This is a genomic window from Lysobacter sp. GCM10012299 (assembly GCF_042649405.1).
Lineage (GTDB): Bacteria > Pseudomonadota > Gammaproteobacteria > Xanthomonadales > Xanthomonadaceae > Lysobacter_J.
Map to the genome: position 1 here is coordinate 236,829 of NZ_JBHRZC010000003.1, position 15,771 is coordinate 252,599.

General features: G+C 70.0%; 14 protein-coding genes. 8 read left to right on the forward strand and 6 right to left on the reverse strand.

Features of this window, described 5'->3' with window-relative positions; genetic code table 11:
- Positions 1 to 3 precede the first annotated feature (3 nt).
- Together ACFOPO_RS09080 and ACFOPO_RS09085 are read left to right on the forward strand one after the other, a co-directional pair.
- Complete coding sequence (locus ACFOPO_RS09080) at positions 4 to 990, forward strand: dimethyl sulfoxide reductase anchor subunit family protein (protein ID WP_386702880.1); 987 nt, start codon at positions 4 to 6, stop codon at positions 988 to 990.
- A gap of 88 nt (positions 991 to 1,078) precedes the next feature.
- Positions 1,079 to 1,738: a DUF481 domain-containing protein gene (locus ACFOPO_RS09085; protein ID WP_386702881.1), complete on the forward strand. Its 660-nt coding sequence runs from the start codon at positions 1,079 to 1,081 to the stop codon at positions 1,736 to 1,738.
- A gap of 164 nt (positions 1,739 to 1,902) precedes the next feature.
- On the opposite strand, the gene hemC is transcribed toward ACFOPO_RS09085, so the two are convergent.
- From hemC to ACFOPO_RS09100, 3 genes are all read right to left on the reverse strand, one after another.
- Positions 1,903 to 2,817 (reverse strand): hydroxymethylbilane synthase, encoded by a 915-nt coding sequence (gene hemC / locus ACFOPO_RS09090; RefSeq protein WP_386702882.1) that lies wholly within the window; start codon positions 2,815 to 2,817, stop codon positions 1,903 to 1,905.
- A 63-nt stretch (positions 2,818 to 2,880) separates the two neighbouring features.
- Entirely contained in the window at positions 2,881 to 3,621 is a 741-nt protein-coding gene (locus tag ACFOPO_RS09095) for a LytR/AlgR family response regulator transcription factor (RefSeq protein WP_386702883.1), read from the reverse strand.
- Between the two features lie 99 nt (positions 3,622 to 3,720).
- Entirely contained in the window at positions 3,721 to 4,419 is a 699-nt protein-coding gene (locus ACFOPO_RS09100) for an alpha/beta hydrolase (RefSeq protein WP_386703288.1), read from the reverse strand.
- 170 nt (positions 4,420 to 4,589) lie between these two features.
- Between ACFOPO_RS09100 and ACFOPO_RS09105 the strand changes: the two genes are divergently transcribed.
- The 4 genes from ACFOPO_RS09105 to ACFOPO_RS09120 are packed head-to-tail and all read left to right on the forward strand — an operon-like array spanning position 4,590 to position 10,745.
- Positions 4,590 to 4,976 carry a hypothetical protein gene (locus ACFOPO_RS09105; protein WP_386702884.1) on the forward strand — a complete coding sequence of 129 codons (387 nt, stop codon included), beginning with the start codon at positions 4,590 to 4,592 and terminating at the stop codon, positions 4,974 to 4,976.
- Positions 4,977 to 5,030: 54 nt separating this feature from the next.
- The gene (locus ACFOPO_RS09110) at positions 5,031 to 6,314 is read left to right on the forward strand and encodes a TolC family protein (protein WP_386702885.1); all 1,284 of its coding nucleotides are present in this window, start codon (positions 5,031 to 5,033) and stop codon (positions 6,312 to 6,314) included.
- A complete protein-coding gene (locus tag ACFOPO_RS09115) occupies positions 6,311 to 7,570 on the forward strand; it encodes an efflux RND transporter periplasmic adaptor subunit (RefSeq protein ID WP_386702886.1) in 1,260 nt (419 codons plus the stop codon). The genes ACFOPO_RS09110 and ACFOPO_RS09115 overlap by 4 nt, the downstream gene beginning before the upstream one ends.
- A gap of 10 nt (positions 7,571 to 7,580) precedes the next feature.
- Positions 7,581 to 10,745 (forward strand): efflux RND transporter permease subunit, encoded by a 3,165-nt coding sequence (locus ACFOPO_RS09120; RefSeq protein WP_386702887.1) that lies wholly within the window; start codon positions 7,581 to 7,583, stop codon positions 10,743 to 10,745.
- Between the two features lie 50 nt (positions 10,746 to 10,795).
- Here the strand turns inward: ACFOPO_RS09120 and ACFOPO_RS09125 are convergent, their stop codons facing one another.
- The 3 genes from ACFOPO_RS09125 to ACFOPO_RS09135 are packed head-to-tail and all read right to left on the reverse strand — an operon-like array spanning position 10,796 to position 14,035.
- Positions 10,796 to 11,386, reverse strand: a complete 591-nt coding sequence (locus ACFOPO_RS09125; RefSeq protein ID WP_386702888.1) for a hypothetical protein — start codon at positions 11,384 to 11,386, stop codon at positions 10,796 to 10,798.
- Between the two features lie 10 nt (positions 11,387 to 11,396).
- Positions 11,397 to 13,562 (reverse strand): molybdopterin cofactor-binding domain-containing protein, encoded by a 2,166-nt coding sequence (locus ACFOPO_RS09130; RefSeq protein ID WP_386702889.1) that lies wholly within the window; start codon positions 13,560 to 13,562, stop codon positions 11,397 to 11,399.
- A gap of 17 nt (positions 13,563 to 13,579) precedes the next feature.
- On the reverse strand, positions 13,580 to 14,035 hold the full coding sequence (locus ACFOPO_RS09135) for a (2Fe-2S)-binding protein (protein WP_386702890.1): 456 nt from the start codon (positions 14,033 to 14,035) through the stop codon (positions 13,580 to 13,582).
- 110 nt (positions 14,036 to 14,145) lie between these two features.
- Between ACFOPO_RS09135 and ACFOPO_RS09140 the strand changes: the two genes are divergently transcribed.
- A complete protein-coding gene (locus tag ACFOPO_RS09140) occupies positions 14,146 to 15,126 on the forward strand; it encodes an XdhC family protein (protein ID WP_386702891.1) in 981 nt (326 codons plus the stop codon).
- Entirely contained in the window at positions 15,123 to 15,725 is a 603-nt protein-coding gene (locus ACFOPO_RS09145) for an NTP transferase domain-containing protein (protein WP_386702892.1), read from the forward strand. The genes ACFOPO_RS09140 and ACFOPO_RS09145 overlap by 4 nt, the downstream gene beginning before the upstream one ends.
- Positions 15,726 to 15,771: the final 46 nt, after the last annotated feature.

A 15,771-nucleotide genomic window follows, 5' to 3' on the forward strand; every position in this document is an offset into this window, starting at 1 on the left:
AGCATGCATCCCGCCCTGTCCGTCATTTTCTTCACCACGCTGTCCGGCGCCGGCTACGGCGTGCTCGCGCTGATCGGCGTGATGCTTGCCAGCCCTCGCGCGCACCTGCTCGCGCGCGACAACGAACCTGCGGCATCGATGCTGCTGCCGCTCGCGTGCGTGCTGCTGCTGGCACTGGCCCTGGTCACGGTCGGCCTGCTCAGTTCCACCTTCCACCTGGGCAAGCCGATGCGCGCCTGGCGCGCGTTTTCGCAGTGGCGCACCTCGTGGCTGTCGCGTGAAGGCGTGCTTGCGCTGGCGACTTATGTACCGGCGGTGGCGCTGGTCGCCTTGGCGCTGGCGGCGTGGGCCGGCGGCGGAGTCGCAGCCGACACGTTCGCGACGTCGGTGGCGACGCTGGGCATCGTCACGACCGTGCTGGCGCTGGTCACGGTGGGCTGCACGGCGATGATCTATGCCTCGCTCGCGACGATTCCGGCCTGGCAGCACACGCTCGTCGTCCCTGCGTACCTGGGGTTTGCGGTGCAGGGCGGCCTGGCCATCGTCGGGTCGTTGATGGCGCTGTTGCCGGGCGCCGGACTTCTGGCGCCGTTGGCGATCGCGCTTGCAGCGGTGAGCATCGTCCTGGTGGCAATCAAGATCCGCTACTGGCGCGACATCGACGTCCAGGCGCTGCCGGCGACACGTGGCGATGCGGTCGGACTGCCGGGGCGCGAGGTCAGCGTGTTCGAGCGGCCGCACAGCGAGCAGAACTACCTGACCCGCGAGATGGGCTTCGTCGTGGCGCGCAAGCATGCGCACAAGCTGCGCACCATCGCGCTGATCCTGTTCGGACTGATTCCGGTGCTCGCGGCAGTGCTGGTGTGGGCACTCCCCGGGTCCGCCGCGGTGGCGATGCCGCTGGCGGCGCTGGCCGCGCTGCTCGGCGCCTTCGTCGAGCGCTGGCTGTTTTTTGCCCAGGCGCGGCACCTGGTCACGCTCTATTACTGAACGAATTCAGCAGTTTGCGTGCTTCCGGGTGGACCTGTAACCGGTTTCACTGCATCATTCTGACCCTCCACCACAACCGCTTCGGACCATGCTTGGTGCGCTCGGGACCGCCCTGCTGGGTGGCGCCCTCCTCACCCTGCCCTCGCCAGCGTTGAATGGCGACCCGACGCTGATCGCCATTGCGAGTGATCCGGCGCAGATGCGGCTGTACTGCTTTTCCACCCGCTGTGGCGACGAGGAATGGCAACTGGCGACCACCTCGGCCACGACCGTGCCCGCGACCACGGCGCGCGCGAAGTCGGTCCGCCTTCCCGGCAGCCAGCGCTATGCGCAACTCAGCGCACCGGCCACGCCGCGCGAAAGTCGCGGCAACTACTCCAATGATTTCCGCATCGGCACGCGGTACGGCGTGCAGGCGATGCGCGATGGTCCGACGCAGCTCGGCCTGGTCCTCGGTGCCGGCTACCGCCTCGCACCGCTGTACGACGACGGCATCAACCAGGCCGGCCCGGTGCTGCGCGGCGAACTGAATTTCGGCCAGAAGATCGGCGAGCGCGCGCAGTGGACGCAGCGCGTGCAGTTCGAGAGTGGGCGCGGCGAGGCCTTCGTCAAGCAGTCGCTGAGCCTGGACGTGGAGCTGTGGCCGAACTGGTCGCTGGAAAGCGACTTCGCGATCCGCCACGACACGCAGAACGGCGGCGGCAGCGAAACCGCCGAGAGCAAGCTGGAGTTGCGGCGCCGGTTCTAAGTCACTCGCCGCGCCGCACCCGGACCCCGTTCGTCCTGAGCGTAGCGAAGCGAAGTCGAAGGACCTCCAGGAGGGCACACGCGCCCAGCTCCTTCGACTTCGCGCCTGCGGCGCTACGCTCAGGACGAACGGGTGTCGGTGGTTCTTGGGTACGGGGTTCGGACTCAGCTGGCCGCGATGAACTCGCCGGCGCCCTGCGCCAGCAACATCTGCGCGACTTCCAGTCCGAGGCATTCCGGCGCATCGCCGCGGCCTTCACCCTGCGCGCGCACGACACGCCCGTCGGCCGCCGAACCCACCAGGCCGGCCAGGTGCAGGTGTTCGCCATGCAGTTGCGCATACGCCGCCACCGGCACGTGGCAGCTGCCATGCAGCGCGCGGTTCATCGCCCGCTCGGCTTCGGCGCAGGTGCGCGTGATGCTGTCGTCCAGCTGCGCGCACAGTTCGCGGGTGGCGATGTCGTCGTCGCGGCACTCGATCGCCACCGCGCCCTGGGCCGGTGCGGGCAGCCAGTCCGGGGCCAGCAGGCGTGCACGGATGCGGTCGTCGAAGCCCAGTCGCTGCAGGCCGGCGCAGGCCAGCACGATGGCGTCGTATTCGCCGCCGTCGAGCTTGGCCAGGCGCGTGTTGACGTTGCCGCGCAGGTCGAGCAGTTGCAGGTCGGGACGCAGCGCGCGCAGCTGCGCTTGGCGCCGCAACGATGACGTGCCGACCCGCGCGCCCTGCGGCAGCGCTGCGATGTCGGCGAAGTGGTTGCTGACGAAGGCGTCGGCGTAGTCGGCGCGGGCCAGGATCGCCGGCAGGGCGAAGCCCGGTTCCAGCTCCATCGGCACGTCCTTGAGCGAGTGCACGGCGCAGTCGGCTTCGCCGCGCAGCATCGCCAGCTCCAGCTCCTTCAGGAAAAGCCCCTTGCCGCCGATCGCCGCCAGCGAGCGGTCGAGCACTTCGTCGCCGCGGGTGCTCATCGGCACCAGGGTCACGGTCAGGCCGGGGTGGACGGCGCGAAGGCGCTCTGCGACGTGCTCGCTCTGCCAAAGGGCGAGCGGGCTTTTGCGGGTGGCGATGCGGAGCGTGGTCATGGCGGCATTATCGCAGCGATCCCACCCTCGCGGCGCGCGTCTTCCCGGCTTGCGCCGGGAGGGTCACAGGTGCTTGAGCGTTTCCTTCAGCCCCGCCACGCAGCGGCGGCTGACTTCCAGCGGCTGCTTGCCGTGGCGCAGCACCGCCTGCACGTGGCCATCAGCGGCGCGACGCAGCTCGACGATTTCGTGGCGTGCGACCAGGCAGTTGCGATGGATGCGGACGAAGCGCTCGCCGAACTCGTCCTCGAGCGACTTCAACGATTCTTCGATCAGGTCCTCGCCGCGGGCGTGGTGCACGACCACGTACTTCTCTTCGGCCTGCAGGTAGTGCACGTCCTCGATCGGGATCAGGCGCAGGCTGCCGCGCAGGCGCGCGCACAGGTGGCTGCGGCGCTGGCCGGCGCCGCCGGCACCGGCGGCGGGCGCGTTGCGGTCGCGCCCGGCGGCGAAGGTGCGCACGCGCTCCAGTGCCGCCGCCAGGCGCTCGGCGCGCACCGGCTTGACCAGGTAGTCGATCGCCTCGGCTTCGAATGCGGACAAGGCGTGAGCGTCGTAGGCGGTGCAGAACACCACCGCCGGCCGTGGCTCGAACGCGGCCAGGTGGCGCGCGGTTTCGAGGCCGTCGATGCCGGGCATCGCGATATCGAGCAGCACCAGGTCGGGATGGTGTTCGGCGCAGGCATGCAATGCATGCTGGCCATCGGCCGCTTCGGCGACGACTTCAACGCCGCGCTGTTCGGCCAATAGTCCCCGCAGGCGCTCGCGCGCCAGCGGCTCGTCGTCGGCGATCACTATCCTCATTGGCGCCTCTACCCGGTGGGCACTGCCTCGGGACTGATGGTAGCCCCCGCCAGCGCCCGCTACCAATCGGGCCGGCAACCGGATCAGCGAGGATGCGACTCAGCCCGCAAAAAGCGTGCTCAACCAGTCGCCCAGGGCGTGGATCTCCTCGGCGCAGACCTGGTGGGCCATGGGGTAGTCGTGCCACTCCAGGGCGAAGCCCAGGTCCTTCATGGTCGCCGCGCCCATCTGTCCGACCACCGCCGGCACCACCGGATCGAACTGGCCGTGGGCCATGAACACCGGCTGCGACAAGGCCGCAGGCTTGAGTCTCGCCGTCGCCTGCTGCTGCCCGAGCGGCAAATAAGTGGAGAGTCCGACGATGCCGGCCAGGGGCTGCTCGCGGCCCAGCGCCGAGGCCAGGGCGATCGCGCCGCCCTGGGAGAAGCCGATCAGCACGATGCGTTCGGGCGGGATGCCGCGCGCGGTTTCGCGTGCGATCAGGGCTTCGACCTGGGCCACCGACTCGTTGACGCCTGCTTCGTCGGCACGCTTGCCGGCGGCCAGCGCGTCGAAGTCGAAGCTGACGATGTCGTACCAGGCACGCATGCGCATGCCGTTGTTGATGGTGACCGGACGCACCGGCGCATGCGGAAAGACGAAGCGCAGTGCCGGCCAGTCGCGGCGCACCAGCTCGGGCACGATCGGGGCGAAGTCATGGCCGTCGGCACCCAGCCCGTGCAGCCACAGCACGGTCCAGGTCGGCGAAGGGGCGGTTTCGTGCTCGACGGTTTCGAGCAGGGCGACATTGGCATCCATGGCGGCATTGTCGCCGCTGCCGCCTTGCCCTGCCATGCCCTTGCGGGCGGGCTGCGGCCTCCGGACAACCTCTGCAGCCAACATGGGCACCGTTTCGGGCAAACCCGGCATGCCAGCGTGGCCAGCGACGAAATTGTGTATCGCCGGCCCCGGCGCGTAGGCTTGCCGCCATGCCCGTGCCCTCCGCCCTCGTCGCCGCCCTGCGCCTGCTGCTGCTCGGCGTGCTGCTGGCCGGCTTCGTGCTGAAGCCGGCATTGGCGTTCGCCGAGGAAGTGCACGAGCTGACCGCGCATGCGGCGGCTGACAGCCACGGCCATGACCATGCTTTTGGCGAGCATGCCGTCGATGGCGACGACGGCGCGCCCGACGACGGCAAGGCCGGCCACGATGACGACCACTGGCACCTGACGCACTGCTGCGGCCAGCAGGCGGCGGTGTTGCCGCGCATGCAGTTCGATCTTCCCGCCGCGGCGACGGCTTCGCCGATGGCAACGCTGTCGGTCGCCTTCGCGCCGACGCGCCTGGTGGCTCCGTTCCGTCCTCCGATCGCGGTGTGACCGGCCCGGCCCTGTGCCGGATTTCCGTCCCACCCTTTCATCGGAGCGTTCCCCATGTATTCGCGACTCGCGGCCCGTGCCGCGTTGGTCGTCGTGCTTGCTGCGGCCCTGCCCGCACAGGCCGGCGATCGCCTGACCCTGGACGATGCGTTCGCGCGCGTCCTGGGCACTGCATCACTGCCCCCGCATCCCGACCTTCGCCTCGGCAGCGCCCGCGGCGACATCCTTGCCGCGGAACTTGACGTCGCGGCGCAACGACCGGCCCTGGTGGCCGGTGCCGAACTCGAGAACGTGCTCGGCAGCAACGGTTACCGCGGCCTCGACCGTGCCGAGCTGACACTGACGCTGGCCTCGGTGCTGGAGCGCGGCGGCAAGCGCGATGCGCGCCGTGCACTCGCGCAGAGCCGCATCGATGCGCTCGGCGTGGAACGCGAGGCCACCCGGCTGGACCTGCTGGCGGAAACGGCGCGGCGTTATCTCGCCGTCGTCGCCAGCGGCCCGCAACTGCAGATCGCCAACGACGACATCGCACAACGCGGCCGCACCGTCGCCGCCGCGCAACGGCGACTGCAGGCCGGCGCCTCGCCGGAGTCGGTGGTGCTGACCGCACAGGCCGCACTCGCACGCGCCGAACTCGACCGTCGCCGCACCACCCAGGAACAGGACGCCGCGCGCCAGCATCTGGCCGCGCTGTGGGGCGAACGCGAACCCGATTTCGAGGTCGCCGGCGCCGACCTGCTGGCGCTGCCCGAGATCGCCGACTTCGCCACGCTCGCGCAGCTGCTGCAGGACACGCCAGAGCTGGCCCGCTTCGCCGACCAGCGCCGCATCGGCGAAGCACGCCTGCAACTGGCCCGCGCGCAGGCCGCACCGGACCTGCAATGGCAGGCCGGTCTGCGTGGCTTCAAGGAGGACAACGACGTCGCCCTGATCGGTGGCCTCTCGCTGCCGTTGGCCAGTGGCCGGCGGGCGCAGCCGCAGATTCGCGCCGCCGAAGCCGAACTGGCCGTCAACGAAGTCGAACGCGAAGCGCAAGGGCTGGCGCTGTACTCGACCCTGGTCGAAGCGCACGGCCGCTACCGCGTGGCGCAACTGGAAGTGCTGCGCCTGCGCGACGACGTGCTGCCCAAGCTGGCGCGCGCCCAGGCCGCGGCCGAGCGTGCCTTCAACGCCGGCGCCATCAGCTACCTCGAACTTGCGCAGCTGCAGTCCGAAGCCACCGCGGCGCGCCGCCAGCAACTCGATGCCGCGCTGTCGGCACAGCGCGCGCTGATCGAAATCCAGCGGCTTACCGCCGAGCCACTCGTCGTTGCCGCCACCCGAGGCCAGACCCCATGAACACCTTCAAGAAGACCGCACTGCTCGCGATGGTGCTTCTGCTGGCCGCCTGCGGTGGTGAGCGCTCCACCGACGCCGGACACGCACACGAAGCCGGCGACACCCACGACGAGGCCGAGGCCGTGAGCAAGGGCGCCCATGGCGGTCGACTGCTCGAGCAATCCGGTTACCGCGTCGAACTGGCCATTGCCGAAGCCGGCATGCCGCCCCGCTACCAGGCCTGGCTGTACCGCGACGACAAGCCGCTGCCGGCCACGGCCGGCACGGTCGAAGTGCGATTGCGGCGGCTTGGTGGCACCAGCGAGCGCCACACGCTCACGCCACGGCCGGACGGCAGCCTGGTCGCCACCACGGTCGTCGCCGAGCCGCATTCGTTCGACGTCGAAGTGCTCGCCAGCGTCGAGGGCAAGTCGCTGCGCTGGAGTTACCCGAGCTACGAGGGCCGCACGCGCATTGCCGCGGCGACCGCGCAGTCGTCCGGTATCCGGGTTGCGCCCGCAGCGGCCGGCATGATCGCCGACGAGCATGAGGTGCAGGGCCTGCTCACGCCGGTCGAGGGCCGCGAGGCGAAAGTGGCCGCGCGCTTCCCCGGCCCGGTGCGCTCGCTGCGCGCCAACCTCGGCGATCGCGTGCGCGCCGGCCAGGCGCTGGCGACGATTGAAAGCAACCTCAGCCTGAGCACGTACACCGTCACCTCGCCCATCGACGGCGTCGTGCTGGCGCGCAACGCCGCAGTCGGTGACGTCGCATCCGAGGGCGCGTCGCTGTTCGAGATCGCCGACCTGTCGAAGCTGTGGGTGGACCTGCACATCTTCGGTGCCGATGCCCAGCACATCCGGCCGGGCGTGCCGGTGCGGGTCACGCGGCTGAGCGATGGCGTGAGCATCGACACGCAGCTCGAGCGCGTGTTGCCCAACACCGCCACCGCCAGCCAGAGCACGGTCGCCCGCGCCACCCTCGACAACATCGACGGCCTGTGGCGACCGGGGTCGGCCGTGCAGGCGCGCATCACCGTCGCCCAGCAACCGGCGGCGCTGGTGGTGCCGCTGTCGGCGTTGCAGACCTTCCGCGACTGGGACGTGGTGTTCATCCGCGTCGGCGACACCTACGAGGTGCGCCCGCTGGAGCTGGGCAAGCGCGACGGGCAACGGGTGGAAGTGCTGTCCGGACTCGAACCTGGCGACCAGGTCGTGGTCGAGCAGAGTTACCTCATCAAGGCGGACATCGAAAAGTCCGGCGCCTCGCACGACCACTGAGGACGCCGACATGCTCGAGAAAATCATCCGCTTCGCCATCGGCCATCGCTGGCTGATGCTCGTGCTCACCCTTGCGCTGGTCGCGCTGGGGACCTGGAGCTTCCGGCAACTTCCCATCGACGCCACGCCGGACATCACCAACGTCCAGGTGCAGGTCAATTCCGAAGCCACCGGCTATTCGCCGCTGGAATCGGAACAGCGCATCACCTTCCCGATCGAGACGGCGATGGCCGGCCTGCCCGGGCTCGACTACACCCGTTCGCTGTCGCGTTACGGGCTGTCGCAGGTCACGGTGGTGTTCAAGGACGGCACCGACCTCTACTTCGCCCGCCAGCAGGTCGCCGAGCGACTGCAGCAGGCACGCTCGCAATTGCCGGCGGGGATCGAGCCCGAGATGGGCCCGATTGCCACCGGCCTGGGCGAGATCTTCATGTACACGGTCGAGGCGAATCCGGAGGTGCGCAAGCCCGATGGCAAGCCGTGGAGCGCGACCGACTTGCGCACGCTGCAGGACTGGGTGGTGCGGCCGCAGCTGCGCAACACGCCGGGCGTGACCGAGGTCAACACGATCGGCGGCTATGCGCGGCAGATCCACATCACGCCGGAGCCGGCGCGGATGGTGGCGCTGGGTTTCAGCCTGCGCGACCTCGTGGCCGCCATCGCCGCCAACAACCAGAACATCGGCGCCGGGTACATCGAGCGCAATGGCCAGCAGTTCCTGGTGCGGGTGCCGGGCCAGGTGGCCGACATCGCCGCGATCGGCGAGATCGTGCTCGACCGCCGCGATGGCGTGCCGATCCGCGTGCGCGACGTCGCCAGCGTCGGCGAAGGACCCGAACTGCGCAACGGCGCCGCCACCCAGGACGGCCGCGAAGTCGTGTTGGGGACGGTCTTCATGCTGGTCGGCGCCAACAGCCGCGACGTCGCCCAGGCCAGCGCCGCGCGGCTGAAGCAGGTCAACGCCAGCCTGCCGCCGGGCGTGGTCGCCACGGCGGTGTACGACCGCACCGCGCTGGTCGACCGCACCATCGCCACGGTGGCGAAGAACCTCGCCGAAGGTGCGCTGCTGGTGGTCGTGGTGTTGTTCGTGCTGCTCGGCAACTTCCGCGCGGCACTGATCACTGCAGCCGTGATCCCGCTGGCGATGCTGTTCACCGTCTGGGGCATGGTCCGCGGCGGCGTGTCTGGCAACCTGATGAGCCTGGGCGCGCTCGACTTCGGCCTGATCGTCGACGGCGCGGTGATCATCATCGAGAACTGCCTGCGCCGCTTTGGCGAAATGCAGCACGCGCTGGGCCGCACGCTGGAAAAAGAGGAGCGCTTCGAGCTGACCGCCAAGGCGACTGCCGAGGTGATCCGGCCGAGCCTGTTCGGCGTCGGCATCATCACCGCCGTGTACCTGCCGATCTTTGCCCTCACCGGTATCGAGGGAAAGATGTTCCACCCGATGGCCATCACGGTGGTGCTGGCGCTGAGCGGCGCGATGCTGCTGTCGCTGACCTTCGTGCCGGCGGCGGTCGCGCTGTTCCTTGGCGGTCGCGTCGAGGAAAAAGAGAACCGAGTGATGCAGTGGTGCAGTCGCCGCTATGCGCCACTGCTGGCGTGGGCGCTGCGCCGTCGCGCCTGGGTGTTCGGCACCGCGGTGACGCTGGTGGTGGGCTGCGGCCTGCTGGCCACGCGGCTGGGCAGCGAGTTCATCCCCAACCTCGACGAAGGCGACCTGACCATCCACGCGCTGCGCATTCCCGGCGCGAGCCTCACGCAGGCGTTGGCGATGCAGGCGACGCTGGAGCGCACGCTGGCCACGCTGCCCGAGGTCGAGCGCGTCTTCAGCAAGATCGGCACGGCCGAAATAGCAAACGACCCGATGCCGCCGTCGGTGACCGACACCTTCGTGATGCTCAAGCCGCGCAAGGACTGGCCCGATCCGGGCAAGCCCAGGGCGGCGCTGCTGGCCGAGTTCGAGGCGGCGGCGCGCAGCCTGCCCGGCAACAACTACGAGTTCACCCAACCCATCCAGATGCGCATGAACGAGCTGATCTCGGGCGTGCGCGCCGATGTCGCGGTGAAGGTCTACGGCGACGACCTCGACACGCTGGTCGAGGTCGGCCGGCGGATCGAGGCAGTGGCCAAGGCGGTGCCGGGCGCGGCCGACGTCAAGCTCGAACAGGCCACCGGCCTGCCGCTGCTGACCGTGGTTCCCGATCGCCAGGCGCTGGTGCGTTACGGCCTCAACCCCGGTGATGTGCAGGCCACGCTGGCGACGGCGGTCGGTGGCGAGGTGGCCGGACAGCTGTTCGAAGGCGACCGCCGCTTCGACATCGTCGTGCGCCTGCCCGAGCGCCTGCGTCAGGACCCGGCCGCATTGGCCGACCTGCCGATTCCGCTCAAGCGCGATTCGACGGACGCCGACGAGTCGAGCCTCGCCGGCAGCTGGAGCGCTGGCACGCCGCGCACCGTGCCGCTGCGCGAAGTGGCGAGGATCGAAACCCAGCTCGGCCCCAACCAGATCAACCGCGAGAACGGCAAGCGCCGCGTGGTGGTGACGGCCAACGTGCGCGGTCGCGACCTGGGCAGCTTCGTCACCGAGCTGCGCGAACGCGTCGGCACCCAGGTCGAGGTGCCCAGCGGCTACTGGATCGACTACGGCGGCACGTTCGAACAGTTGATCTCGGCCAGCCAGCGGCTGTCGGTGGTGGTGCCGGTGACGCTGGCGATCATCTTCGCCCTGCTGTTCTGGTCACTGGGTTCGGTGCGCGATGCCACGATCGTGTTCAGTGGCGTGCCGCTGGCGTTGACCGGCGGCGTGGTGGCGCTGGCCTTGCGCGGCATCTCGCTGTCCATTTCCGCCGGCGTCGGCTTCATCGCGCTGTCGGGCGTGGCGGTGCTCAACGGCCTGGTGATGATCGCCTTCATCAGCAAGCTGCGCGAACAGGGCAACGCGCTGGAAACGGCGATCGTCGAAGGCGCGCTCGGGCGGTTGCGGCCGGTGCTGATGACCGCGCTGGTGGCGTCGCTGGGCTTCGTGCCGATGGCATTCAACCAGGGCGCCGGCGCCGAGGTGCAACGGCCGCTGGCCACGGTGGTGATCGGCGGCATCGTGTCGTCGACGCTGCTGACCCTGCTGGTGCTGCCGGTGCTGTATCGCTGGCTGCACCGGAACGACCGCGCTTAAGGCATGCAGTTGCGGGGGCCAGCACGCTGGCTCCCGCAACCATCGACTCGCTACCCCTTTGCGCCGGCTGGGCATGGCCCGCCTGCATCCATCCAGGTCTTGAAGGCCAGCACGAACTGGTCGTGCGGCACCGGCACCGGCGCGCGATTGCCGCCGGGCGCCCAGCCCCACAGCACCAGCTTGTCCTCGGCGACGTGCTTGAACAGCGCGTTGAAGTCGCGATCGCCGTTGCGCTTGCGGTCCTTGATCATCTCGCACAGCTGCGCGGCCGGCACGCCGATCCAGGCCATCTTGTGGTCCGGCGGCGGCAACGCCCAGTGCGGTGCGCCCGGCGGTGCGTTCGGCCCGTAGCTGGCCGGCAGGTTGGCGTCGCCGTGGCAGCTTGCGCATGGCAGCCCCGCTGCGCCCTTGCCGTCGGGGCCACGCACGACGTTCATCATGTGCGGCGTCTGCGCATCGAACTGCAACGGCTGGTCGCCGGGGATGTGGCAGTTGCTGCAGCGCGGGTGCTGGAACACTTTCTCGATGGTGGCGAACGCCTCCACGCCCTTGGCCTGCTGCTCCGGGCTCACCTTCTGCGTACAGGCCGTCGCCGCCAGGATCAGCGCCGAGGCGAACAGCGATGCGATGGCAACACGCATGGTCGTCTCCTCAGGCGGTCGCTGCGGGCGGGGTGGACAGGCGCAGCGGCAGTTCGCGCAGGCGCTGGCCGGTCAGGGCGAAGACGGCGTTGGCCACCGCCGGTGCGATCGGTGCAGTACCCGGTTCGCCGGCGCCGCCCATCTTTTCGGTGCTGGCGACGATGTGCGCTTCGATCTTCGGCATCTCGCTCAGCCGCAGCACCTGGTAGTCGTGGTAGTTGGACTGCTGCACCTGGCCATCCTTGAAGGTCAGCGCGCTGTGCAGGGCCGCGCCCAGTCCGAAGGCGATGCCCGATTCCATCTGCGCGCGCACGCCCTCGGGATTGACCGCCAGGCCGCAGTCGATCGCGCACACGACCCGATGCACGCGGATCGCGCCGTTCTCCACCGACACCTCGGCGACCTGGGCCAGGAAGCTGCCGAACGACTCGTGCACGGCGACGCCACGGCCGCGCCCCTCGGGCAGCGGCGTGCCCCAGCCGGATTTCTCCGCAGCCAGGTTCAATGCGGCCAAATGGCGTGGATGGTTCTTGAGCAACGTGCGGCGGTAGTCCACCGGGTCCTTGCCGGTGGCGTGCGCCAGTTCGTCGACCAGGCTTTCCATCACGAAGGCGTTGTAGCTGTGCCCGACCGAACGCCACCACAGCACGGGAATCCCGGTGCGCGGCGAGTGCAGTTCGACGCGGTGGTCGGCGATGTCCTTGAGGTAGGGCGAATCGGCGACGCCCTCGACCGAGGTCGCGTCGATGCCGTCCTTGACCATCATCGCCTCGAACGGCGTTCCTGCGAGGATCGACTGGCCGACCAGCACGTGGTGCCAGGCGACCGGCAGGCCCTGCGCATCGAGGCCGATGCGCGCGTGCTGCACGTACATGGGACGGTAGTAACCGCCGCGCACGTCGTCTTCGCGCGTCCACACGGTCTTGACCGCGGTGCCGGCGGCCTTGGCCACTTCCACGGCCTCGCTGACGAAATCCGACGTCGGCGTCGCGCGCCGGCCGAAGCCGCCACCGAGGAAGGTGGTGTGGATCTGCACCTGCTCCGGCTTGAGCCCGGTGATCTTCGCCGCGATCTGCTGATCAAGCGTCTGGAACTGCGTGCCGGTCCAGATCTCACAGCTGTCAGTGGCGATCTTGACGGTGCAGTTGAGCGGTTCCATCGGCGCATGCGCGAGGTACGGCACGTGGTACTCGGCCTCGAGCGTGCGCGCGGCTTTCGCGATCCCGCCCTTGGCGTCGCCTGCGGTGCTGGCGACGGTGCCGTCGCTGCCCGCCAGCGAGCGGAACTGTTCGCGCAGCGCGGCGGTGTCCAGCGCGGCATTCGGGCCGGGGTTCCAATCGACCTGCAGCGCATCGCGGCCCAGCTTGGCCGCCCAGAAGTGGTCGGCAACGACGGCCACGCCGCTGGGCACCTGCACGACGTTGCGCACGCCCGGCACGGCCTTCGCCGCAGTGGCGTCGAACGACTTCACCGTGCCGCCGAACACCGGCGCACGCGCGACCACGGCGGTCAGAAGGCCGTCGAACTGCACGTCCATGCCGAACTGCGCGCGGCCGGTGATCTTCTCCGGTGTGTCCAGGCGCTTGGTCGGCTGGCCGATCAGCTTCCAGTCCTTGGCGTCCTTCAAGGCCACCGCGGCCGGCACCTGCAGTTGCGTGGCGGCCTGCGCAAGCTCGCCGTAGCGGGCGCGCTGGTCACCGGCGATGGCGACGCCATTCTCCGTGCGTACCTGGTCGACCGGTACGCCGAAGCGCTGCGCCGCTGCGGCGACCAGCAGCGCGCGCGCCGTGGCGCCGGCCTGCCGGTAGCGATCGAACTCGGACCAGGTCGACGTCGAGCCGCCGGTCATCTGCATGCCGAAAGCGGTGTGCGCGTAGGCCGGTGCGGCCGGTGCGTGCTCGACCCTGACCTTGCTCCAGTCGGCATCTAGTTCCTCGGCGATCAGCATCGCCAGGCCGGTCCAGATGCCCTGCCCCATTTCCGAATGGGAGATCAGCACGGTCACCGTGTCGTCGGTGCCGACGCGCAGGAAGGCATTGGGCGCGAACACCGGCACGGCGGCCGCATCGGGCCCGGCCATGGCGTAGCGACTGGCGGCGGGGATGACGAAGGCGACGACCAGGCCCGCGCCCGCTGCGGCGCCGGCCTTCAGGAAACGACGACGGGAGGCTTGCATCGCGGCGTTCATGGCAGTCAGGCCTTGTCGAGGTCGGCGGCGCGGTGCACCGCCGCGCGGATGCGCTGGTAGGTGCCGCAGCGGCAGATGTTTCCCGACAGCGCCTGGTCGATGTCGGTATCGGTGGGCGCCGGCACCTTCGCCAGCAGCGCCGCGGCCGACATGATCTGGCCGGACTGGCAGTAGCCGCACTGGACCACGTCGAGCTCGGCCCAGGCACGCTGCACCGGGTGCGTGCCGTCCTTGGACAGGCCTTCGATGGTGGTGATCTGTTTGCCTTCGACGCTGGCGACCGGGGTCACGCAGGCGCGGCGCGGTGCGCCGTCGACGTGCACGGTGCAGGCGCCGCACTGGGCGATGCCGCAGCCGAACTTGGTGCCGGTGAGGTGGAGCAGATCGCGCAGCACCCACAGCAGCGGCATGTCGGCCGGTGCGGTGACTTCGTGTTCGCTGCCGTTGACGAGCAACTTCATGGCGACTCCCTTGCGGCGGCTGGGGATCGCGGCAGCCTAGCACCGCGCCCGCTGCTGCGGCGTGCAGGCACTCACGGCAAGCACGCCCGGACTGGCTCTAGACTCGCGCCATGGACACCTTCCTGCCCGGCGCCACCCGTGGCGTGCTCGAAGCCGCCGCCGACGCGATCGCCCACGGCGAGCCGGCGGCACTTGCCCTGGTCCTGGAGACCTCCGGGTCGACCTACGTCCACGCCGGGGCAGTGGCGCTGTTCGGCGGCGAAGGCCGCCAGGTCGGCTGGCTCAGCGGCGGATGCCTGGAGCCGGAGATCGCGCTGCGCGCCGAAGAAGCGGTGCGCACGCAGACGATCCAGTGGCTGGAGATCGACACGCGCAACGACGAAGACCTGCTCTCCGGGTCCGCCGTCGGCTGCCGTGGTCGCCTGCGCATTGCGCTGCTGCCGCTTGCGACCCTGGCGCCGTGGCCGGCGCTGATCACCGCCTGGCGCTCGCGGCAAGGTCCGTTCGAAGTGATCCTCGATGGCTCCGGCGCGGTGGCGGCGAGCGTCGGTTCGCAGCAGGGCCAGCATCGCTTCAAGGCCGCCAGCGTGCCGTGGCCGGATGTGCCGCCAGCGTGGACGCTCAGCATCGCGCGCCCGCCGTCGGTGCTGCTGCTCGGCGCCGGGCCGGAGACGGTGTTGCTGCTGCCGATGCTGCGCCTGCTCGGCGCCATCACCACGCTGGTCGAGCGTCGCCCGCGCTGGCAATCCGCCGCCACCGCGGCCGACGTTGCCCTGGCACTGGCACCGGCGCAGGTGCTGCCTGCGGCCGATGGCCAGTTCGATGCGGCGCTGGTGATGCACCACCATTTCGAACTCGATCGCGAATCGTTGGCGGCGCTGGCGGACAGCAGCATCCGCTTCATCGGCCTGCTCGGACCGGTACGGCGTCGCGAAGACCTGTTCCGCGTGTTGCCGGCGTCGGTGCGCGAGGCATTGATGCCGCGCCTGCATTCGCCGGTCGGGCTGGCATTGGGCGGCAGCGGGCCGGAAGCGATCGCCTTGAGCATCGCCGCGCAGCTGCACAATCACCTGCACGGCGGCCGTGCGTGAGCGATGCGACGCATGCCGCGGTGGTGCTCGCCGCAGGCGGCAGCCAACGCCTCGGGCACGCCAAGCAGCTGCTGCGCCGCGATGGGGAAACGCTGGTGCATCGGATGGTGCGCCTGGCCGCTTCCACCCGGCCGCAACGGCTGTTGCTGGTGACGGGCGCGGAGTCGCAGGCGATCGCCGATGCGGCCGCCGGGCTCGGCGCAGAAGTCCTCCACAATCCCGACTGGGCGCAAGGACTGGCCAGCAGCCTGCAGCGCGCGGCAGCGGCGCTGTCAGGCTTCGACGGTGCGGTGCTGCTGCTCGGCTGCGACCAGCCAGCGCTCGATGCGCATCACCTGCAGGCGTTGTTGCGCGGCGCCGGCACGGCATCGTCGGGTTGCGCGGCAACCGTGCACGGCGATGCCGCCGGCATCCCGGCGCTGGTCACGATGGCGCTGATGCAGGCCAGCACGCAGCTGCAGGGCGACCGTGGCCTGGGCGCACGGCTGACGTCGATGGCGGATGCGGTGTGGCGGATGGACGCGCCGGAATTGCGGCTGGACATCGATCACGAGGATGACGTCACGGCGGCGTTGGCGTTGGGGCTGCTCGATCGCTGAGCGCGGATCGGCGGGATACGCATCCCATGGCCGGCGAGTGCGACGG